Raw genomic sequence first — 21,670 nt, forward strand, 5'->3', positions numbered from 1 at the left:
ATAAAATCCTTTTTTTGTGCTGATAAATCAGCTATTGCATGTTTAAACAGTTTCTTCTACTTTCTTCAAGAACTCGAGACGATTTTCGTTTGTGCCATGACTTGTTCCTTCACAGTTAATCCATTCTCCGTTTTGGAAGCCTACAGGGTATAACATTGTCTTCAAGAAAACTTCTTCAACGAAGTTTTTATAGTTTGCTGTTGGACTTTGGCTTGTCGTAAAGACTAAAGTTCTTTTAATATTTGTAAGAAGTGGAGTCCATCCATTCTCGTAATTATGAGAGAAATTAACTAAAAGAACTTTATCAAAGAATCCTTTAAGATCAGCAGGCATCATGCCCCACCACATTGGATATATAAAGATTACTTCATCAGATTCTTTTAACATCTTCTGATACTTATCAACTAATGGATCAGCAGCTTTCCCTGCACTATATAATCTTAGGTCGGCTTCTTGCATTACAGGATTGAAATTATCCTTTACTAGATCAATAACTTGATACTGTTTATTCTCTTTGTCTAGTTTTGCTGTAACGGTGTCTAAAATAGCCTTGTTAAAGCTGCCGTGCCATGGGTGTGTAAATAAAATTGTTATCATAATTTGTCTTTAAGTTAGTATCTCAAAGTTACTAAATATATATGTCAAAATATAACTAAATAAATTAAAAATACTAGTATTAATCCATCCTTGACCTCTTGTTATTATTCTTACCTTTGCTGTACTAAATTAAAATGTTGACTATGAAAATATTGAAGAATGAGAATTTGACAATCAAGATAAAGTCGTTTGGTGCCGAACTTTCTAGTGTCGTAGCAAACAAGACTGGATACGAATATATGTGGCAAGCTGATCCTAAGTTTTGGAAACGTCATTCTCCGGTTTTATTTCCGATAGTTGGTAGTTTATGGAACGGACAATTCCGTTATGCGGAAAAAGTATATAATATGTCTCAGCATGGCTTCGCCCGTGATTGTGATTTTGTTTTGATTGAGGATACAGAAACTAGCGTATCGTATATCTTGAAAAGTAATGATGAAACTTTTAAAAAATATCCGTTTAATTTTGAGCTAGTTATTGGTTATGAATTGCTAGATAAGTCAATAATTGTAAAATGGAAAGTCCGAAATACAGATGATAAGGTATTGTATTTTCAGATTGGTGCTCATCCGGCATTTAATTATCCCGATTTTGATGCCAAAGAAAGCCTACGTGGATATTTTAGCTTTGATAAAAAGTCAGAAATTGAGTATAAGTTAATAAAAGAAAAGGGTTGTATTGATCCCGATGTCAAATACCAGATGAACTTAGCGTCGGATGGAAGTTTACCTATCGATATTAATATATTCAACAAAGATGCTTTGATAATAGAAGATGGTCAAGTTCGTACAGTCTCATTACTGACAAAGAAAAAAGAGCCTTATCTGTCTCTACATTTCGATGCGCCTTTGGTCGGATTGTGGTCTCCTGCTATAAATGATTGTCCCTTCGTTTGTATTGAACCTTGGTATGGACGTTGCGATAAAGTAGGGTACGAGGGGGATATTTCTGGACGCGATTATATGAATCGTCTGGATATAGGACAAGAGTTCAGCACATCATATATTATTGAGATAGACAATATTTAATGATACTTATAATAAAGAGGACGATTCCAAATTTGAAATCGTCCTCTTTATTTATCTAACTAGTATATTTAGAAAGTATAAGCAACACCAATACCTAATATCTCACGGAACTGAACTTTTGCTCCTCTTTGGATAGGTTCTTCCCCTTCAATATTAGATGCTTTGAAAGTCTTAATGTCGTCATCATATTTTAAAGTTGTATTGATGGATGCAGATAAAAACTTATTTATTTTCATGGTTATCATCAGATCCCAATCAATATCAATATTTCCAAAGCTATCATCATAAGCTGTAAAAAGATCAAGAGTACTTACAGCTTTTACATTTTCCATGATCGGTTGCTCAGCACGAGCCTTAATATATGCACCAAATTCTGAACGGAAATGTTTCCCTTCATCTACACCAAAAGATCCTCCTTTAATATTTGATAGGTAATTGTCTGTTACGAAAGTCATTTTACTCGTAAGTGGAGACATATATACAGAATAACGGTCCTTTGCACGATACTCCATACCGACTGATGTCGTCAAGTATCCTGGAGCCATAAACTTAGAGATATATTCTTCTTTGTCCGGATAATTATAACCTTTGTAGAATTGACTATTGAATCCTGCCATTGCTGTGTAGAACCATTTGTCGTTTGTCGAATATCCAAGTTTTGTAGAGAAGTCTATTTTATCTGTTGTCTTTTGGACTCCATTTGTCTTGTTTCGTGTAAGACCATAGTCTAATATTAAAATGTTTTCCCACAACCAATTTCCGAATTTGTGGTTGAGACTACCATTCAGATATAAGTTTCCGGCATATGAACTTTCACCTCCAGCTGACCAATTACTTAGGTGTGTTTGAGTGATATTTAATCCAGTAGTTCCTTTTAATATCCATTTCTTATCCGTGTTTTCAGCTTCGGCATCTTGCCCGAATGCATAAGATGCGCATACAGCACATAATACCATAAGTAGAATTCTTCTCATTGTGTAAAAATTGTTGTGTTTAAATTGTTATTTATTGTTTATCTAAGTCTTAGAACATCACCTTCTGTTGGTATGTATTCAAAGTCTTTTTTGTTCATCTTGTACAGATTCTTTACTCTGATACCATATTGTTGAGATATACTATGCATCGACTCGCCTATTTGCACCACGTGCTCATAGTTTGGTTTGTCTGCTTTGCTCTTTTTCTTTTGGAGGTAAACGATATCTCCATCTTTTAAAGGGAAATCTTCTGGAACTTCGTTGTATTTACATAGATCTTTTGCTTTGAATCCAAATTCAGTAGCTATACCTACATAAGTATCGCCATCTCGAGCAACTACATAGACAAGATTGTGATCTTTGTATGGTGTATGTTTCCATTGTTGTATTGGTTGCGTAGTTGGACCAAGCTGGGTACTGCCTTTACTCTGTGCTGTACCACTGCTATATTTAGGGTTATCGTATTTATATAATTCGTAAGTCTCGATCAATCGAATCAGACTATTGGCGTATGCTTTATTTGTGGCATAACCTGCTTGCTGCAGTCCTTTTGCCCAACCTCTGTAGTCTGTAATTTTGAGATTGAATAGTGCTCTATATCGCGGACGTAAAAGAAATTTAGAATGATCTTCGAAAGATTCATGAGCATTTCTGTATTTACGGAAACATTCGTTGTTGAAGTCATCGTTATGGCGTACACTTTCGCCTTTCCAATCGTTATGGCATTTAATGCCAAAGTGATTATTCGAGCTTTTAGTCAACTTGCTTTGTCCGGCTCCAGATTCCAATAAGCCTTGTGCTAAAGTAATACTAGCTGGAATTTTATGTTTTTTCATCTGATCGATTGCGACATTTTTATATTTGTCGATGTAATCGTCATATAGTTTGTATCTTTTGTTTTGAGAAACCAAAACTGCGAAGGGCAAGCAAAAAATAAAAAGAATTAAAAATAGCTTATTAAAGCTTTTATATATGTATTTTTGTTTCATAACAGTCACTAATCAAAATTTAGTGTAAAAATAGTTGTTTGCTATGGAAATAAAAACATTATCAACAAAATTACTCATATACAAAATTGATGAGTGTGGTGAAGTTGAGAAAAAATTAATTGAAAGTGCACGTGAAGCTTGTTTGAAAGCATACGCTCCTTATTCTAACTATTCGGTAGGTGCTGCCATCCTTTTCACTGATGGAAGTATATTAGTGGGTAATAATCAGGAAAATGCGGCTTATCCTTCAGGTACTTGTGCGGAACGAACAGCTTTGTTTTATGCTCACTCGCAAAATCCGAATATGGAAATAGAGGCGATAGCGGTAACGGCATATACCAATGGAGAATATGTACAAGAAGTTTGTACTCCTTGTGGAGCTTGTCGGCAGGTGATGAGTGAGTTTCAAGATAAGAATCCGAAGCCTATTCGCGTTCTGATGTGTAATAAAGATACAGTATATGAGTTGGGGTCAGTCAAAGATCTTCTACCTTTGAGCTTTGGATTCAACTCGATGATATAATTAAAAGTTTGTCTTAAACTTTTTCAATTCGGCCGTCAATTCTTTTGAACGGCCGTTTGTTACTTTATCTAGTAATGACCAAAATCGTTCGCTATGATTCATCTCGACCGTATGACATAATTCGTGTAACATCACAAGCTCAATCAGGTGTTGGGGGAGAAGCATGCAGTATAATGAAAGATTTATGTTTTTCTGTGAAGAACAACTTCCCCACCTAGACTGGCTATTGTTTATTTTGACCGATGTTACTTCAAAACCATTCCTTTTTGCTAAGTTTCTAATCCAATCAGGGAACAAACGCTTAGCTTCATTACGCATGACCAGAGTAATAGCATTTTTTATGCGTTCTTGTAGATTCTGATCTGTGTAATTAGAGCCCGAAGGGCACACTATATATAAAATTCCCTCTTTAAATATAAGACTGAACTGTGTTTTCTCTTTTTCTATAATTCGTGCGGTGAAACTAAATGTCTGAAAATCATTTGAAGGCATGAATTGATGACTTTTAGGGGCATTTTCTTTCATCGCAATTAGTCTTTTTCGAAGTCTTAATATAGCTAGGTCTATATCTTTTTGTCTTAAGCCTATAGGGTATGTCAATCGAAATATCCCATCTCGATAGCGTACAATAATCGATTTAGCCTTGGGGTTGGGGCGAATATCAATTTCTCCTATTTCTTCGTAATGCTTAATCATCTTTTCATAAAAAAGAGCTTAATCTGTATAAAAGATTAAGCTCCTGATTATTTGTTGTTATAATCCTTATTTTTTCTTGTGATTTTCTTTAAGGAAGTTCTCCAGAGCTGCAGTCATTGAAGGAATACCTGGTAGCGGAGCTTCACAATTTAGCGTTAGGTTTGCATCTTTAACAGCTTTAGCTGTTGCTGCGCCAAAGCAACCTATTGCTTTATCTCCTTGCTCGAAGTGAGGAGCATTTTTAAATAACGATACTATTCCAGCTGGACTGAAAAAAATAAACATATCGTAAGACATAATTTCAGCTTCTGTAAATTCATTACTCACAGTGCGGTACATTACAGCTTTGGTATATTTGATTTTCTTTTCTTCTAAAACAGCAGTGATATCATCTTTGTGTACATCAGATACAGGCATAAGGAAGTTATCCTTATTATGTTTTGTTAGTGATGTAGCTAGTCCGTCCATTTTACCTGTCGTGCTGAAGAAGATTTTTCTCTTGCGGTATACAATATACTTTTGTAGGTAAAGCGCAACGGCCTCAGATATACAGAAATATTTCATATCCTCTGGCATAGTTATACGCATTTCTTCACAAAGCGCAAAAAAATGATCTATAGCTACTTTTGCTGTAAAGATAATTGCCGAATATTCAGGGATATTAATCTTTTGTTGTCTGAATTCTTTAGCATCTAAGCCTTCTACACGAATAAAAGGTTTGAAATCCATTTGTACACCGTATTTTTCAGCAATATCGAAATAAGGCGATTTTTCGGTTTGTGGGCTAGGTTGCGATACTAATATTTTTTTAACTTTTACCATAAAACAATTAATGCTTTGGTGTTATTATATAAATAAATTATAGCTGTAATTAGTAATACATATGGAATAATTTCCACGGTACAAAGGTAGGCAATACTAAAGAGAAAGTTAAATTTTTTGCGAACAAAAAAAGTCAGTTGTTGGCAAAAAAATATAAATTGTACTGCTATAAAAACAACAGCCATCAATATGCATATCATATTGTGTGCATATCCTGAATATATTACCAATAATGTCGGTATAAAATAGATAATGCCTAACAGTTCGATTATAAATAATTGTGAGTATTCGAATATCTTCATCTCCTGCTGAATATCGAATATCGATCCAATCATTTTGTAGATCAACCGCTTTAACAGAAGAAAGGTTGATATTACTACTATAAACATGATTATAGTAATAGATGGTTCCCCATCATAGGCTCTATACCCAGGATTCTCTATAAAATAACTGTATGCAGTTATCGATACGAAAATGGTGAATTGCAGAATCAGATAGTAGCTATACCATATGTCGCGAGTTGTTAGACTATGTGACTCGTAGCTATCTGGATTGAAAGAAAAAGCAAGAGATAGATTTGTCTTTGCTGTCTTGAAACTTCCTTGATAGATATATGCAAACATCATAAAGCAAATCGTACAAAGGATAAATATCCCGTCGGCTTGCTCGAGACTAAAAGGCAAAGGGATGCCTTCGTGTAAGATACCCCCTTGCGATATATTAGTTAGTAATGTTGCACTTATCATCAATCACTCTTTTATAGATTGAAAGCTGCTTTAATTTGATCTACATAGTCAAGTTTTTCCCATGTGAATAACTCTACCTCACGTACAAGTTCTTCTTGATGATATTTTGACTTGAATGTTTTCTTTACAACCTGAGGCTTACGTCCCATGTGTCCATAAGAAGCAGTTTCCAGATATATCGGGTTACGCAATTTAAGCCTGTTCTCGATTGCTTTTGGTCTCATATCAAATAGCTCTTCCACTTTCTTAGCTATATCGCCATCCGAAAGCTTAACGTTACTGCGCCCGTATGTGTTGATATAGATGTTCATTGGTTTTGCAACACCAATAGCATAAGATACTTGTACGAGGACTTCTGGACTAACACCAGCAGCTACAAGATTTTTAGCTATGTGACGAGATGCATAAGCAGCAGAACGGTCTACTTTCGATGGATCTTTGCCCGAAAAGGCTCCCCCTCCGTGTGCACCTTTACCACCGTAAGTATCTACAATGATTTTACGGCCAGTCAAACCTGTGTCTCCGTGAGGACCTCCGATAACGAAACGGCCGGTTGGGTTTACAAAATATTTGATGTCTTCAGTAAAGAGACTAATAACATCTTCACGGAATTTATATTTGTTTTTTACACGAGGAATTAAGATGTTTATAACATCTTCACGAATTTTATCTTGCATCTTCTGATCGTCGCCGAACTCATCGTGTTGTGTCGAGATCACGATTGTATCAATACGTAATGGTTTCCCGCAATCGTCGTATTCGATCGTAACTTGAGATTTTGCATCTGGACGTAGATATGGCATTAGCTCGATTTCATTTTTTCTAATCGCAGCCAGCTCGTGTAGAAGTGCATGAGATAGGTCTAGTGCCAAAGGCATGTAATTGTCTGTCTCATCTGTCGCATATCCAAACATCATACCTTGGTCTCCTGCTCCTTGTTCCATCGGGTCGCTCTTACCATCTACACCGCGATTGATATCGTCAGATTGTTCGTGTATAGCAGATAGTACGCCACAAGATTTTGCTTCGAATTGATATTCACTCTTTGTATAACCGATGTTTTCGATTACTCTTCTTGTTGTTTCAGGAATATCGATGTATGTTTTTGATTTAACTTCTCCAGCCAGTACAACTTGTCCGGTAGTAACCAGAGTTTCACATGCTACTTTCGAATCAGGGTCATACGCTAAAAATTCGTCGAGTAGTGCGTCCGAAATTTGATCGGCAATTTTATCAGGATGGCCTTCTGATACCGATTCTGATGTAAATAAATAACTCATAAAGGTTTGTTTTGTTTGTTCAACTATGTGAATTGAAAGGGTATGCAGCAGCTTTGATAACTATTTTAGCATTTTTTACCTGTGGTTGCAATCATACAAATCTTTCCACTTTTAATTCGGATGCAAAGTTATAAAAAATAAGTATATGATAATCAATAAAAGAAAAGAATCCATTTTCTAAAGGAATGGATTCTTTTCTTAATCACGTATATAGATCTGAATTATTGTTCCAATACTTGTTTGAATTGAAGACCTGTTGCATTTTCTGGATCTACTCCTAATAGTAGGTCTGTATATTTCTGCATATTTTCTTTTGCTTCTTTCGCTTCTGTATTCTTTTTAGCTTTAGTCATAGAATCCCATTGTAGATAGTTGTAGTAGCTTAGATAAGTGTAAGCTTCGACAAGCTCTCTGTCGTTGTTGTGATCTTCTTTTGAAAGGATAGTTTCAACTGCAGCTTCATAGTATGGTTTTGCTAAACCTTCAGTACTTTCAGGGTCGGCTAGAGTTTGGATACGAGCTCTCCAGAAGTTACCAAGGTGGCTGTCTTCGATTCTTGTAGCTACTTCAGCGAAGGCTTTATCTCCTTCTGCGATATATCCATTTTTTGTAGCTATTGTTTCTTCATCTTCAGCACTTCTAAGTTCAGAAGCTCCCATGTAGTAGTAGCGTCCAAGTTGGAAGTAATCTTGAGCTTCTGCAGCTTCTCCTGCTTTAGCAATATATTTTGCTTGCATTTGTGCAGCGCCACCGTAATTGTCATTGTTAGCTAGATCAGCAGCAATTTCTTTATAGAATACAACTTGTGTTGGATCTAGTTCGATTGCTTTATCGATTTGTGCCATTGCTCCTTCGATATCACCTTTTGCTTTCAAAATATTTGCATAGCTAGTGTAGTCTAGTACAATATATTTTACAGTGTCTTTGTCAGTTCTTGTAATAGCGAAGAATTTTGCAGCTGCTTCAGCAGCTTCGTCATATTTTTGCTCTTTGTTAAGAGTGTACATTTTTAGACGATTCAATACAAAATCATTTGGGTTATGCTCCAATCCTTTAGCTATAAGACGACCTGCTTCTGCATAGTTGTCAGTAAAGAAGTTTGCTGCAGCATAGTTTGTAATGTCTTTGATTGCATAGTTTCCAGTAGCAAAGAATTTGTTATATGCGTCCATTGCCTCTTTGTAGAAACCTCTGTCATAGTAGCTGTCTCCTAAATATTTGTAAGTAACTGTATATTCAGGTCTCGACTCGATCGCTTTTTTAAGTCTGTCAGTTGCTTGTTCAGCATTGATATGCATATAAATTTTTGCATTTTTAATGTTTGCAACTGCGCAATTAGGATCGAACGTTACAGCTTGGTCGTATTGAGCTGCTGCATCTCCAGCTTGTTTTTTGCTTAGATGGTAGTCGCCCAAGAAGATGTAAACCCAAGGTGATTTTTTGTCAGCTTTGCGAGCTTCTTCAGCTTTTGCCAGTGCATCTTCTTCTTGACCATTGTCAAGGAATGCCTGAGCAACTTCTACTAAAATATCAGCATCTTTTTTGTTCTTTTTAGCAATGTTGTTAAGAGTTTTAGTTGCCTCTTTTGCATTTGCTTTAAAATCAAGTTTTGTGATACCGATTAGTCCATATGGATTTTCTGCATCATTTGCTAGTGCTTTTTGGTAATATGCTCTTGCTTCGTCGAGTTTACCTTCGCGGTAAGCAATTTCTCCAAGAAAATAATTTGATTTAATTGGATCTTGTGCTACTTCTTTAGTTAATACTCCTTTTGCAAGGTCAAGTTCTCCAAGCTTGTAATAGTCGAAGCCTAGGTTGTTTTGAGCCAAGGCTGACAGGCTGATCGCAAAGCTTAATGCAGCTGTTAATAAATACTTCAATTTCATTTCTGTTATTATTTAGTTGTTTTTATTAATATTCAGGTCTTACTTGTAGTAGTCTTACCGGTTGTGATGCTGGTAAAAGCCCAGCTTTGTAAACAATACGTTGGCCTTTCTCGCCTGCTGCAAATTTAACAAAACCAGTTGTTAGTCCACCACGTGCATCAGAAATAATTATATAAACGATGCGTTGAAGTGGATATAGTTGTAGTGAAAACTGATATGGTAATGGTTTGTAACTGTTTTGTTTCGTAGCTTTTTCTTCTTTGCTGACTGACATTACCTTTACGTTATTGATAAAACTAATACTTAGCGAGTCACTCGGATTACTGATCCAATTTACTCCTATTAGTCCTAATGCATTCGGATTTTCAGAAACGTAGTCAATAACTCTTTGGTTTGGTGTCCTTTCGCTGATGTCTACAGTTGCAGTATCATTAGATATTGCTTTCACGTTTTGAGCAAGAGGTATATTATCATTGATGTTTTCAGTGATGAATCTTACTGTACTTGAATTTGGGCTGTCAAATCTTATATCGATATTGCCTAATTTCGAATCTGGATATAGCTGTTTCCAGTTTGTGATTTCACCATTCACAATTCGCTTGATATCATGTGTTGATATCAGTGTATCTTTATTTGCTTTGTTTACTATCAAAGCAATGCCGTCAACAGCTAATGGTTGTGACCATACTGTCTGTTCGCGGCTTTCAATGGTTTTTTGTTCGTTTGTTGTTAATTCGCGTGTGCCAATTATTAACCTCACACTGTCTTTTACGAAAAGATCATATGCATTTCTTTCGTTTGTGTATAGAGGAACTACCGTTGCCTCGTAGTTCAATGCTTCAAATACTTGAATTTGCTCATCGATGATCGGTGCTAAGCATTCGTCCACAGTGATTTGTGCAACACCGCTAGTTTCGGTATCGGTTCTTGTTATTTTGGGCCCTCTCGAGCAAGAAGATGCCAAAATAATTGTAGTTAGAATAGCGCAAAAATATAAACTTAGCTTTTTCATAATTTTCTGGATTTTGTTTTATTTCCCATGTTTATATAAACGATAGCCCCTAAAAATACCATATACTGCAAATACCACAGCCATGGCGTAGCGGATTGTTTCGCTTATATTTTCGAATATTTTGGTTTGAGTTAGCATATATGCTACACTTAAATAGACGAAAATCATGACAAAACTCCATACAAAACGGAGAGATTTTTTGTTTTTATTTTTATTTTCCATCTTCTAAATTTGAAAAAGAAGAGAAGAGGTTGCCCAACTTCTCTTCTTTTGAACTAAGTATTTTTTGCTAAATAATAGTCTTAGCTTCTCTGTTAAGCGAGAGTTGCTTTTATTATTGTAACTTGAATATAATCGGTAGTGTAAAGTATACAGCTACGTTACGTCCATTTTGTTTACCAGGAACCCACTTAGGCATCATTTTTACAACGCGAGTAGCTTCTTTGTCACAAGCAGGGTCGATACCACGTAATACTTTTACGTCAGAGATTTCACCTGTTGATGTAACAACGAATCGTACGATAACACGTCCTTGTATGCCTGATTCTTGTGCTGTTACTGGGTATTTCAATTGTTTACTAATAAAAGAGTACATCTCAGTTTCACCACCCGGATACGTCGGCATTTGTTCTACCGTCGTAAATGGTTTTTCTTGTGGTTTCTCTTCAACAATAACTTTATGTTCTTTAAGCTCGTCAATAGCGATACCGAATTTTTCATCTGTACCTTTAACGTCTGCCATCGAAACCTGAAGTTTTGTTTCTAGTACTTCGCTCACAGCTTTCATTTCGTCTTCTTCTTTCACCTCGTCATCTTTTTTGATCACTGGAGGTGTAAATTTGATTGTAGACTTCAATGGTGGTGGTGGTGGTGCCATTTCTTGTTTTGCAATTTGTTCCTGAGGAAGTTCTTGCTCAACTGGAATATTTGACATTACCATCTCATCCTCCATAGTTCCCAAATCATTAGCTTTATTCAATTCCTTAACAGCACTGATTAGTCCTGGTAGGAAAGATATAACAAGCATTAAAATAAGGATTACTATTAAAGCTACAACGTGTCTTTTAGAAGATGTTTGACGCAAACGGTATGCTCCGTATTGTTTGTTTTTATCCTTAAATACAACGTCACACCATTCGCCAGAATTTATATTAATATCTTTCATAATTTCTAGTTTTAAACATTAATTATTTGGCTGGTGCTAGATTATCACGTCCGAACTGTCCTTTAGTCTCATAGTTTTTCACAAGAAACTTGTCTCCGTCAGTCGCTTCTACAATCGCGTATGTACCAATACTACATATTGCCATTTCGTCCAAAGCTTCAACAAGATTTTTGAAAGTTGCTTCATCAGTTGGTTTGATAATTACCACTTGATTTTCTTTGTCGTTTCTAATCTCGTCTTCTCTTTGCTTCTTCTCTTCTTCAGTTAACCTTCTGTTTGTGCGCTCTTCTTCTTTAAGCGCCTTCATCTTGGCTACAGCTACAGCATTACGCTCAAGCAGTAGTGCGCGAAGTCCTTTTGCCGAAAAATCTGTTTGAGTTACAGATGTATAATCGTTATAAGCTTCAGCACCTAACTGTCCTGTATAGTAATATACTTTATCGTCACCTCCAAGTAGTACTGTAATTGCCTTCGATTCTTTAACCTTGTTTTTGTCTTCTTCATTAAGGTTTTTATCGTCAAGTGGCATTACAATATCCATAACTTGAGGTTTAGCCAGAGTAGTAACAAACATGAAGAAAGTGATAAGAAGCATGTTCATGTCCACCATCGGAGTAAAGTCTACTCGTAGGTTTAGTTGTTGCGGTTTGCCTTTTTTCTTGCCACCGTCGCCTGCTGAAATATTTGCCATCTTTTTCTTTTCTTTTGTTTAATTGTGCAGAAGATTACTCTTCGCTAATACCTTTAAGTACGGTTTGAAGACTGTAACGATTTTCTTTCAGATCAACCAAAGTTTTCATCACTTTGTCCACTAGTGGATAAGGTGTTTTTTCTGCAGCTTTGATTGAGAACTTCATGTTTTCGTTTACTTCTTTCGAAAAACGAATCCAGTCTGCTAACTGATTGTTACCGCTGTCTAGGGGAATACCCTTCCCTTTCTTCAATTCTTCATCTTGGTCAAGCAAAGGCAATTTCAAGAATCCTGAAAGTTGGTTCATTGGAACACCGATAGATGCTAAATCTCTAAATGATGCTTTTTGTTGTCCATTCAATTCAGGAAGCTGATAATATGCAGCCATTTTGCCTAGTACAGCTAGTTTGTCTTCTGGTTTATCCAGATTTAAAAATACCCGACCATTATCATCCACAAGGATTGTCATTACGTCGTTTTCTGGTATTTTACGTTCCGAAATAGATCCTGGAGTAATTACCTCTACTGGTTCTTTCGGTTTGAAAGTCGCTGTCAACATGAAGAAAGTAAGCAATAGTACAGTCACGTCCGACATGGCGGTCATGTCGATAAATGTATCGTGTTTTTTAGTTGCTACTTTTCCCATTTTATTTTACTTCTTTTATTTAATAGAGTGATTTCTATACAGAAATCCACAGTTTAATATGTAAATATCGTTAACGCGAATTATTTAGTGATACCACCGTGAGCGTCAGTATAAGTCTGACCGATAGCAAAACCAACTTCGTCAACAGCATTAGTCATATTAGTTACTCTACCAGAGAAGTATGTATAAGAGATGATCGCTGCAGCACCTGTACCGATACCCATCGCTGTATTCATCAAGGCCTCAGAGATACCTAGAGCTAGTTTAGTTGAGTCTGGTGATCCAGCCTGGCTCATCGCCTGGAACGATTTGATCATACCAAGTACCGTACCTAATAGTCCGAATAGTGTACCTAGAGATGAAATAGCTGCGATAATGTTTAGATTTTTTTCAAGGTAAGGAAGTTCTAGCGTTGTAGCTTCTTCGATTTCGCCTTGGATGATAGCAGCTTTTTGGTCATTTGTCATACCTGAAATAGCTTCTACGTCTTTGTATCTTACAAGACCAGCTTTTAGGATGTTAGCTACTGAACCTTTTTGCTCGTCGCAAAGTTTGCTTGCGCCGTCGATGTCGCCGTTAGCAAGTTTAGCTTTAGCTTCGATAACGAATTTTGCGATTTTACCTTTACCGCTAGCTCTGTTAAGAGCGAAGATTCTTTCAACAGAAAGAGATAATACTGTTAGTAATAGTGTGATAACGATAGGAATTACATATCCCCCAGTGTAAAGGATAGCAAACCAGTTTCCAGGTTTTGGATTACCTTTGTCGTCAAATCCGCTAGGATCTCCAGCTACGAAGATAAAGAAAGAAAATGCAATAATTGCACAGCCTAAAATGATAAATCCAGCTGATGCTCCTTTAGATCTGCTTGCTGGTTTACTTGCGCTTTTATTAGTTCCCATAGTGATAATAAATAAATTAGTTTAGTGAATAAATTTATAATTAATAATATATTTCAAATAAATATTTCGTTTTATTTGTCGCTTCTGATATTAGTTATGCCTCATTTTTGATTTTATTTGGCACACAAATATACAAATCCATTTCGTTAAACAATGGTTTCACCTATTTTTATTGAATAATTTTAACGACTTTTAGACGTTCTGTTTACGGATGTTGGTATTATTTTAATTAACTGGTTTGTCACGATCGAAAATGTGGTATTAGCAATTATCTTTTTTTCTCGATTTAAGAAAAGTGTTTCCTTGTTATTTGTTCGGCGGCAAATTTATAATAATAATAATATATATCCAATCAATTTAGTATTATTTATAATTCTTGTTGATTCCTTAGGCAAAGTGCATCATTTAATGCAATTACAGCCTTTTCGTAATGCTCGCGACTGATGACAAACTGCATGTTGACTTGTCTTAGTGATTGGGCAAAACTTTCGACATTGATGCCTTGTTCAAATAATGCTTTTGCTGCTTGATACAAGAATCCCGGTAGAGCTATGTTTGTTCCCATAACGCATACTAAGGCTACTCGTTTTGTAGTTACTTGATAGAAGTTAAGTTCTAGGTCTGCTATCATTTCGCGCGATTTATAGTTGTCCCATACTACCATTGTGATGGAATTGGCATTCGTCGATTTTAGGATGTAACTTACACCATATTTCTCGAAAGTTTGCATGATTCTGAGGTCGAAACCGACTTCGCCTACCATCATCGGGTCGTGTATCTCTATTGCTAAAACTTTCTTTGTTCCCGAAACTATTTCTATTTTGGGTACCTCGGATACATAGTCCTTTGTAATCAGCGTTCCAGGATGTTCTGGCTCAAAAGTGTTTTTGATTCTGATGTTTATGTTGGCAAGTTCTAGGGGTTTTGCCGCTTTCGGATGTATGGCTTCCATGCCAATATCAGCAAGCTGATCGGCAACGATAAAGTTCGTCTGTCCTACTGGTACAATTTTGTCAACACCAACAATGTTTGGGTCGGCGCTCGAGAGGTGGTATTCTTTATGGATGACAGCTTCCTGAGCATTAACTTCTACTGCTATTTTGCTGAATGTTACTTCGGTATAACCTCTATCGAATGCTCTCATAATTCCTTCAGTGCCTTTTGTGTAGCCGGTAGCTATGCATAGCGTGCTGCTGAAGTCTATTTTGCTGAATGCTTTGTGTATACGTTCGTCAATAGTAAGGGGCATTGAATCGTTGAATCCGCATAGGTCGATAAAACGAGCCGTAATACCATTGTTGTTAAGGATGTTTACAGAGTTCCATGCAGAGTGTGCTTCGCCTATCGAAGCTAGTATTTCGCGTGCTGCAAGGCATATATCATCTACATTTACGTATCCCGAAGCTAATACACGTGTAAGGCTGAATAGCATTGTCTTAGCTTGTTCTATACGATAGGTAATGAATTCTTTGGCTTCTTTTAGATTAAGTCCGATTTCTTCGAATCCTTCGTTGATGTGCAGAAGTCTTTGGCAAAGGCTGTCAAGTCCTATGCTGTAATCGGCATTTTCAAGAAATTGAACATACACGCCTGGTTCACCGGTTTTCTTATGCTCTAGTAGCCAATTGGTAACATTGTTGTATGCCGATACAACCAAAATTCGGTTATACAATTCATTCGGAGTTCTATTCCCGATGATCACATTATCCATTACGTCTTTGAATTGAGACATGGATGTTCCGCCAATTTTTTCTACTGTAAGCATATTGCTATTAAGCTAGTCTTAATTAATAATGAAATGTTTAAATATTCTGCAAATATACATAATTCTGTCGTAAAATATTTTTTTTGGAGCTTAAACCGCTTGTTTTGACCGGAAATCGCATTTAAAAATGTAATTTTGAACGAAAAATAGAATGTAAATAAAATGGCTTCATTAAAATCTTGGGTGTCTGCGTTTCGGCCTCGGACGCTGTTTTTGGCCGTTGGAACTGCAGTGTGTGGCAGTGGAATGGCTTATTATGGTGGTAAATTTAGTTGGTGGATCTTTGTCCTGACAGTTGCAATAGCTGCTATATTGCAATTGCTTTCTAATCTTGCTAATGATCTTGGCGATTTTCAGCACGGAACGGATACTACAGGTGAGCGGTTGGGGCCTCAGCGAGCAATGCAAAGTGGGGCAATAACATACGTCGAGATGAAAAGAGCTATATATATAACGGTGTTGTTGTCGGCTGTTATTGGTGTTCTGCTAGTGTATTCTGCTCTACAGTTTTTATCACCTATATATATAATAGCATTTTTGTTGATCGGACTTCTTGCTATAATAGCAGCGCTGAAATATACAGTCGGAGATAATCCTTACGGATATAAAGGAATGGGTGATGTTTTTTCATTTGTATTTTTTGGCCCAGTTCCCGTTGTTGGTACCTATTTCCTACATACGCACGAGTTGAATTTCTTCCCATGGTTACCTGCTATAGGATTGGGCTTGTTGTCGGCAGCAGTTCTTAATACCAATAATATGCGCGATTTGGATAACGATCGCAATGCCGGTAAAATAACAGTTCCGGTTCGCATTGGATTGGCAAATGCCAAGAAGTATCACGCATTTCTGATACTCGGAACTTTATTTTGTTTCATAGCTTTCAATTTGCTATATATGTCATCTTGGTATCAGTGCTTGTATCTAGTTGTTTTTGTTGCATTTTTGAAAATATTGACTGACGTTTTTCGAATAACCGATAATAAAGCTTTGGACCCTTATTTGAAGTTTACTTCTGTATCCACCTTCTTCTTGTCGTTGTTTTTTGTGATTTGTATAAATCTGTAATCTGAAATAGAATGAAAAAGATAGGATTGCTTTCGGACACCCACTCCTGTTGGGATGATAAGTATGAATCGTATTTTGCGGATTGTGACGAAGTGTGGCATGCGGGTGATATAGGATCGATGGATCTGCTGTTGAAGTTTGAGGCTTTTAAACCGTTGCGTGCAGTCTACGGCAATATAGATGATGCGCGTGTTCGTCGTGCTGTGCCCGAATTTCAACGTTTTACGTTGGAAGGAGTGGATGTGCTGATGACTCACATAGGAGGATATCCGGGTAGATATGAGCCGAGTGTAAGGAAAATACTGTTTGCAAATCCTCCAAAGTTATTTATTACAGGGCATTCGCATATCCTTAAAGTGAGATATGATGAAACGCTTAAGTGCCTGCATATAAATCCAGGTGCGGCAGGGAAGTCCGGTTTTCATCGCGTTCGTACTTTGGTGCGTTTTGTCTTGGATGATGGGAATATTACGGATCTTGAAGTGATAGAATTAAATGGTTAGTTCGAGGAAGTATTCTCTGTGTGTCTTAGTAAATCTTAAGAACGAAAGCCTGACAAAGTTGGAATAAATATGTAACTTTGTCAGTTACTTTAACAATCAGATATTCTTGTAATGGCAAAAGTAAATATACAACAAGTTAAACAGCGATTTGGTATTATTGGTAATAATGCTGAGTTGAATAGAGCTATTGAGGTTGCCTTGCAGGTGGCACCAACCGATCTTTCTGTACTTGTTACCGGAGAAAGTGGAGTTGGAAAAGAAAACTTTCCTCAACTTATACATCAAAATAGCCATCGTAAACATGGTACTTATATAGCGGTCAATTGTGGTTCGATACCCGAAGGTACAATCGATTCGGAGTTGTTTGGACACGAAAAAGGATCTTTCACGGGAGCTACCGGCGAACGTAAAGGTTATTTCGAATATGCGAATAAAGGAACTATATTTTTAGATGAAGTAGGGGAGCTACCTCTATCTACTCAGGCTCGTTTATTACGCGTTCTCGAAACCGGAGAATATATGAAAGTGGGTTCGTCGAAAGTAGAAAAGACTGATGTTAGAGTTGTTGCGGCTACGAATCTGGATATGGTTGAAGCTACAAAGAATGGTCGTTTTCGCGAGGATTTGTATTATCGCTTAAATACTGTGCCTATTCGTATCCCAGCGTTACGCGATAGAAAAGAAGATATTCCTTTACTATTTCGCAAATTTGCTAGCGATTGTGCCGAGAAGTATAATATGCCGGCTATAGTCTTGACAGATGCTGCACGTCAGATGTTGGTTGATTATCGTTGGCCGGGCAATATTCGCCAGTTGAAGAATATTACCGAACAAATTTCGGTAATAGAGCAAGACCGTGAAATTACACCAGAGATTCTGAAATTGTATTTGCCAGCAAACGAAGTTGGTATGATAGCATTACAACCTCATGATGGGGATGGACAGCGTATGTTCAATAATGAACGTGAGATACTTTATCAGGTCTTGTTCGATATGAAAAAGGATATGAATGACCTGAAAAAGATTGTTCACGATTTGGTTTCAGGAAATCTTACTGCTGCTGAAGTAAAAAAAGACATGGCATATCAGCCTATAGTTGTTCAGACAGATAAGAATGTACCTGCTATCATAACGAAGGATACGCATGCTAATTTATACGACAAAGAGGATGTGATTGATGATGATGGTGAATTTCAGGTTATTGATTCGACCGATGTTGATAAAGATTCATTGTCTCTTGAGGAAGTTGAAAAGGAAATGATAAGAAAGGCATTGGAACGTCATCAGGGAAAACGTAAAAATGCAGCTCAGGACTTGAAGATATCCGAGCGTACACTATATAGAAAAATAAAAGCTTATAATCTGGAAGATTTATGAAGAAAGTCATCTTGTTTTTGATGCTCGGGTTTACGTTGTTGTTAGGTGCGTGTAAAGTGTCCTATAGCTTCAATGGGGCGTCGATTGATTATAGTAAAATAAAAACAATTCAAATTCATGATTTCAATAATCATGCTACGTTAGTTTACGCGCCGATGGCTCAGATGTTTAATGAGAGGCTGCGTGATGTTTTTACACGTAATACGAAATTGAAGTTTACGGATTATGATCCAAATGTAGAGCTGGAAGGCGAAATTATTCGCTACGATTTCGCTCCCTTGGCAGTTAAAGAAGATATGTATGCTTCAGAAACACGTATGACGGTTTCTGTTCGTATTCGTTATCGTAACAATGTGAATCCTGAAGAGGATAAAGATGGGGAGGTTTTTACTGCATATCGAGATTTTGAAAGCGGTAAGAGTATTGACGAGGTTCAGGAGCAACTTGTTAGAGAGATAAACGAAGAGATTATCGACCAAATATTTAACTCGACAATGTCTAATTGGTAATACGGATTTCAGTAGATGGATAAAGATGAATTGTACAGGCTGTTAGTCGACGATGACTTGGAAGTGTCGGATATCTTGCGGCTGAAGTCAATTGTTGATCAGTATCCATATTTTCAAGGGGCATTATTTTTGTATCTGAAGGCTGTTTATTTGTATGATAGTAAGTCATTCAGAGGCGAGTTGACAAAGTATAGTGTTTTCGTTCAAGATCGGAAAGCTTTGTTCTTTTATATCCTGAAAGAAGAATATAATCAGTTCTTTAATACAGTCGAGCGACGTAAATTGTCGGAAGATAGAACTAGCATCTTATTGGATGCATTCTTTGAGACTAAAGGAAATGATTTTGATGACAATTTTGAGTATAACTTATCAAGTACAACATTGGCTTCATCGGATTATCTGGCTTATATTGGTGATATAAATGATGTGTCAGATGAAGTATCTTCGAAAACATCAAATAATTTAAAGCATCAAAATATTATTGATTCCTTTATCGAAAAAGCAGATGAGGGCATAAGTATACAGATAGACGCGACCGATCCGGCAAAGTCTACACCAATACCAGATATCGACAAAGAAGAGGAACTAGCAGATGATCTGTTTTTTACGGAGACCTTGGCTAAAATCTATGTCAAACAACATAAATATGAGAAAGCTTATAAAATAATTAAACATTTAAGTTTGAATTATCCAAAAAAAAACATTTACTTTGCAGACCAATTGAGTTTTCTCGAAAAATTGATTATAAATTCGAAATTTGAAGATAAAAAATGAGTACGCTTATTACTGTATTAATTGTATTTGCATCTGTATTATTGATATTGGCTGTTTTAGTTCAAAAATCAAAAGGAGGAGGTCTTTCTTCTAACTTTGCATCATCGAATGCTGTTATGGGTGTTCGAAAAACAACTGACTTTATAGAAAAAGCAACTTGGGGACTAGCTAGTTTCATTATTGTGATGAGTATTCTAGCTGTTGTAGTACGCCCGAAAGCTGCAGTAGAAGATATTATCCCTCAAGCTCCGGTTACAACTCCATTGACTCCGGATATGGGAACAAACTCAGCTCTACCTCTAGATCTTGGTGCTCCGGCTGAAGGAACAGCTACAGAAGAAGCACAACCTGCAGAGTAATACTCTTAAGCATAAAATATATAAAAGACATCTCAAATGAGGTGTCTTTTTCTTTTGCATGTTATTTTAATAGAGATTCGTACGACGGGATATCCGCAAGGTATTTAATGCTTTGCTTTTCGTAGTCTACGTAACAGCAGTAATGTTCCATACCGTTAGATACTATAAGGTAATTTACATGAAGGACAATATTGTAATTTGCAATCTGGTTGAATACTTCCTGCGTAATCTTTATTTCAGGAGCTTTGTACTCCAGTATAAGCAAAGGTTTCATATCCCTGCCGTATACCACAGAGTCGCAACGTTTCTTTTGCTTGTTTAGGTCAATCTGGATCTCGTTGGCAATTAGCGATTCGGGGTAATTACGTTCAGTAATAAGGAAATTGACAAAATGCTGACGTACCCATTCTTCGGGTGTTAAGGCTACAAAACGACGACGCAGACGATCGAATATTGATATTCGTCCATTTACCTTTTTGATATTGGGGTTGAATGAGGGTAGGTTTAACTCGAACATTTGGTCGTTTTTTATTATATTTGTCCGGCTGTATGATAAGCTAAAACAAAAATAAGACATATATGAAAACGAAACAAGAAATAGTAGAAAATTGGCTGCCACGATATACCAAAAGACCATTAGAGCAATTTACGAAGCATATTCTATTGACAAACTTTACTCGTTATGTCGAGATTTTTGCTGACTATTTTAAAGTGCCTATCCTTGGACAAGATGGTAATATGCCCAATGCTTCGGCTGAGGGTATTACGATTATCAATTTTGGTATGGGTAGTGCTAATGCAGCTACAATTATGGACTTATTGAGTGCTGTTGAACCCGAAGCAGTCCTATTCTTAGGTAAGTGTGGAGGTATCAAGAAAATTAATAAGCTTGGAGATTATATTCTTCCAATTGCAGCTATCAGAGGAGAAGGAACGTCGAATGACTATTTTCCGCCAGAAGTACCATCATTGCCAGCATTTAATCTTCTTCGTTCATTGTCTTCAAATATTCGGGATTTCAATCGTGATTATTGGACTGGAACTGTTTATACTACCAATCGTCGCGTTTGGGAGCATGATGACGAATTCAAAGACTATCTTCGTAAGATCAGAGCAATGGCTGTTGATATGGAAACAGCGACTTTGTTTACTTGCGGATTTGCCAATAAAATTCCTACCGGAGCACTTCTGTTGGTATCGGATCAGCCTATGATTTCAGATGGTGTGAAAACAGAGAAAAGTGATAGCGAGGTAACTCGAAAATTTGTCGACGAGCATGTGATGGTAGGTATCAAGGCTCTTCAAACATTGATAAATAAAGGAGAAACTGTAAAACATTTACGTTTCGATTAACAGAA

At 36.7% G+C, this 21,670-nt stretch carries 25 protein-coding genes; 9 read left to right on the forward strand and 16 right to left on the reverse strand.

Translation table 11 applies throughout. The features are described from left to right. Positions 1 to 42: 42 nt before the first annotated feature. Positions 43 to 597 carry an NAD(P)H-dependent oxidoreductase gene (locus C1A06_RS07610; protein ID WP_101689646.1) on the reverse strand — a complete coding sequence of 185 codons (555 nt, stop codon included), beginning with the start codon at positions 595 to 597 and terminating at the stop codon, positions 43 to 45. Between the two features lie 143 nt (positions 598 to 740). Here C1A06_RS07610 and C1A06_RS07615 point away from each other — a divergent pair, with 143 nt between their 5' ends. Next, entirely contained in the window at positions 741 to 1,625 is an 885-nt protein-coding gene (locus C1A06_RS07615) for an aldose 1-epimerase family protein (RefSeq protein WP_101689748.1), read from the forward strand. A gap of 68 nt (positions 1,626 to 1,693) precedes the next feature. Here C1A06_RS07615 and C1A06_RS07620 read toward each other — a convergent pair whose 3' ends face one another. Continuing rightward, on the reverse strand, positions 1,694 to 2,599 hold the full coding sequence (locus C1A06_RS07620) for a DUF3078 domain-containing protein (protein ID WP_101689647.1): 906 nt from the start codon (positions 2,597 to 2,599) through the stop codon (positions 1,694 to 1,696). 38 nt (positions 2,600 to 2,637) lie between these two features. Further along, a complete protein-coding gene (locus tag C1A06_RS07625) occupies positions 2,638 to 3,588 on the reverse strand; it encodes a glucosaminidase domain-containing protein (RefSeq protein WP_101689648.1) in 951 nt (316 codons plus the stop codon). A gap of 43 nt (positions 3,589 to 3,631) precedes the next feature. Here C1A06_RS07625 and cdd point away from each other — a divergent pair, with 43 nt between their 5' ends. Further along, positions 3,632 to 4,111, forward strand: a complete 480-nt coding sequence (cdd, locus tag C1A06_RS07630; RefSeq protein ID WP_101689649.1) for a cytidine deaminase — start codon at positions 3,632 to 3,634, stop codon at positions 4,109 to 4,111. On the opposite strand, the gene C1A06_RS07635 is transcribed toward cdd, so the two are convergent. The 12 genes from C1A06_RS07635 to C1A06_RS07690 form a co-directional block, all read right to left on the reverse strand. Further along, entirely contained in the window at positions 4,112 to 4,807 is a 696-nt protein-coding gene (locus C1A06_RS07635) for a M48 family metallopeptidase (RefSeq protein WP_101689650.1), read from the reverse strand. Positions 4,808 to 4,873: 66 nt separating this feature from the next. Next, complete coding sequence (locus tag C1A06_RS07640) at positions 4,874 to 5,629, reverse strand: uroporphyrinogen-III synthase (RefSeq protein ID WP_101689651.1); 756 nt, start codon at positions 5,627 to 5,629, stop codon at positions 4,874 to 4,876. After that, positions 5,623 to 6,375: a DUF4271 domain-containing protein gene (locus tag C1A06_RS07645; protein ID WP_101689652.1), complete on the reverse strand. Its 753-nt coding sequence runs from the start codon at positions 6,373 to 6,375 to the stop codon at positions 5,623 to 5,625. The genes C1A06_RS07640 and C1A06_RS07645 overlap by 7 nt, the downstream gene beginning before the upstream one ends. A gap of 11 nt (positions 6,376 to 6,386) precedes the next feature. Beyond that, entirely contained in the window at positions 6,387 to 7,655 is a 1,269-nt protein-coding gene (metK, locus tag C1A06_RS07650) for a methionine adenosyltransferase (RefSeq protein WP_101689653.1), read from the reverse strand. A gap of 221 nt (positions 7,656 to 7,876) precedes the next feature. After that, positions 7,877 to 9,541: a tetratricopeptide repeat protein gene (locus C1A06_RS07655; protein WP_101689654.1), complete on the reverse strand. Its 1,665-nt coding sequence runs from the start codon at positions 9,539 to 9,541 to the stop codon at positions 7,877 to 7,879. Positions 9,542 to 9,566: 25 nt separating this feature from the next. After that, positions 9,567 to 10,553, reverse strand: coding sequence for a PstS family phosphate ABC transporter substrate-binding protein (locus C1A06_RS07660; RefSeq protein WP_101689655.1), 987 nt, complete (start codon positions 10,551 to 10,553; stop codon positions 9,567 to 9,569). A gap of 18 nt (positions 10,554 to 10,571) precedes the next feature. Next, positions 10,572 to 10,775 carry a hypothetical protein gene (locus C1A06_RS07665; protein ID WP_101689656.1) on the reverse strand — a complete coding sequence of 68 codons (204 nt, stop codon included), beginning with the start codon at positions 10,773 to 10,775 and terminating at the stop codon, positions 10,572 to 10,574. Between the two features lie 112 nt (positions 10,776 to 10,887). Further along, complete coding sequence (locus C1A06_RS07670; protein WP_185116829.1) at positions 10,888 to 11,718, reverse strand: energy transducer TonB; 831 nt, start codon at positions 11,716 to 11,718, stop codon at positions 10,888 to 10,890. Between the two features lie 22 nt (positions 11,719 to 11,740). Continuing rightward, positions 11,741 to 12,409 (reverse strand): biopolymer transporter ExbD, encoded by a 669-nt coding sequence (locus C1A06_RS07675; protein WP_101689658.1) that lies wholly within the window; start codon positions 12,407 to 12,409, stop codon positions 11,741 to 11,743. A gap of 34 nt (positions 12,410 to 12,443) precedes the next feature. Then, positions 12,444 to 13,055 (reverse strand): ExbD/TolR family protein, encoded by a 612-nt coding sequence (locus tag C1A06_RS07680; RefSeq protein ID WP_101689659.1) that lies wholly within the window; start codon positions 13,053 to 13,055, stop codon positions 12,444 to 12,446. Positions 13,056 to 13,135: 80 nt separating this feature from the next. Further along, positions 13,136 to 13,957, reverse strand: a complete 822-nt coding sequence (locus C1A06_RS07685) for a MotA/TolQ/ExbB proton channel family protein (protein ID WP_101689660.1) — start codon at positions 13,955 to 13,957, stop codon at positions 13,136 to 13,138. Between the two features lie 367 nt (positions 13,958 to 14,324). Continuing rightward, positions 14,325 to 15,722: an aspartate kinase gene (locus tag C1A06_RS07690; RefSeq protein ID WP_101689661.1), complete on the reverse strand. Its 1,398-nt coding sequence runs from the start codon at positions 15,720 to 15,722 to the stop codon at positions 14,325 to 14,327. A gap of 162 nt (positions 15,723 to 15,884) precedes the next feature. On the opposite strand from C1A06_RS07690, the gene menA reads away from it, so the two are divergent. The 6 genes from menA (at position 15,885) to secG (ending at position 20,312) form a co-directional block, all read left to right on the forward strand. Next, positions 15,885 to 16,790: a 1,4-dihydroxy-2-naphthoate octaprenyltransferase gene (menA, locus tag C1A06_RS07695; RefSeq protein ID WP_101689662.1), complete on the forward strand. Its 906-nt coding sequence runs from the start codon at positions 15,885 to 15,887 to the stop codon at positions 16,788 to 16,790. Between the two features lie 11 nt (positions 16,791 to 16,801). Next, positions 16,802 to 17,293: a metallophosphoesterase family protein gene (locus C1A06_RS07700; protein ID WP_101689663.1), complete on the forward strand. Its 492-nt coding sequence runs from the start codon at positions 16,802 to 16,804 to the stop codon at positions 17,291 to 17,293. Between the two features lie 111 nt (positions 17,294 to 17,404). Next, positions 17,405 to 18,670 (forward strand): sigma-54 interaction domain-containing protein, encoded by a 1,266-nt coding sequence (locus tag C1A06_RS07705; RefSeq protein WP_101689664.1) that lies wholly within the window; start codon positions 17,405 to 17,407, stop codon positions 18,668 to 18,670. Next, positions 18,667 to 19,179 (forward strand): LptE family protein, encoded by a 513-nt coding sequence (locus C1A06_RS07710; RefSeq protein ID WP_101689665.1) that lies wholly within the window; start codon positions 18,667 to 18,669, stop codon positions 19,177 to 19,179. The genes C1A06_RS07705 and C1A06_RS07710 overlap by 4 nt, the downstream gene beginning before the upstream one ends. A gap of 15 nt (positions 19,180 to 19,194) precedes the next feature. Beyond that, on the forward strand, positions 19,195 to 19,953 hold the full coding sequence (locus C1A06_RS07715; protein ID WP_101689666.1) for a DUF8458 domain-containing protein: 759 nt from the start codon (positions 19,195 to 19,197) through the stop codon (positions 19,951 to 19,953). After that, complete coding sequence (secG, locus tag C1A06_RS07720; RefSeq protein WP_101689667.1) at positions 19,950 to 20,312, forward strand: preprotein translocase subunit SecG; 363 nt, start codon at positions 19,950 to 19,952, stop codon at positions 20,310 to 20,312. Before C1A06_RS07715 ends, secG begins: the two co-directional genes overlap by 4 nt. Positions 20,313 to 20,373: 61 nt before the next feature. On the opposite strand, the gene C1A06_RS07725 is transcribed toward secG, so the two are convergent. Then, entirely contained in the window at positions 20,374 to 20,829 is a 456-nt protein-coding gene (locus tag C1A06_RS07725) for a type I restriction enzyme HsdR N-terminal domain-containing protein (RefSeq protein ID WP_101689668.1), read from the reverse strand. 62 nt (positions 20,830 to 20,891) lie between these two features. Here C1A06_RS07725 and C1A06_RS07730 point away from each other — a divergent pair, with 62 nt between their 5' ends. Further along, a complete protein-coding gene (locus C1A06_RS07730; protein ID WP_101689669.1) occupies positions 20,892 to 21,665 on the forward strand; it encodes an AMP nucleosidase in 774 nt (257 codons plus the stop codon). Positions 21,666 to 21,670 lie beyond the last annotated feature (5 nt).

The organism is Dysgonomonas massiliensis, from assembly GCF_900240225.1.
Taxonomy (GTDB): Bacteria; Bacteroidota; Bacteroidia; order Bacteroidales; family Dysgonomonadaceae; genus Dysgonomonas; species Dysgonomonas massiliensis.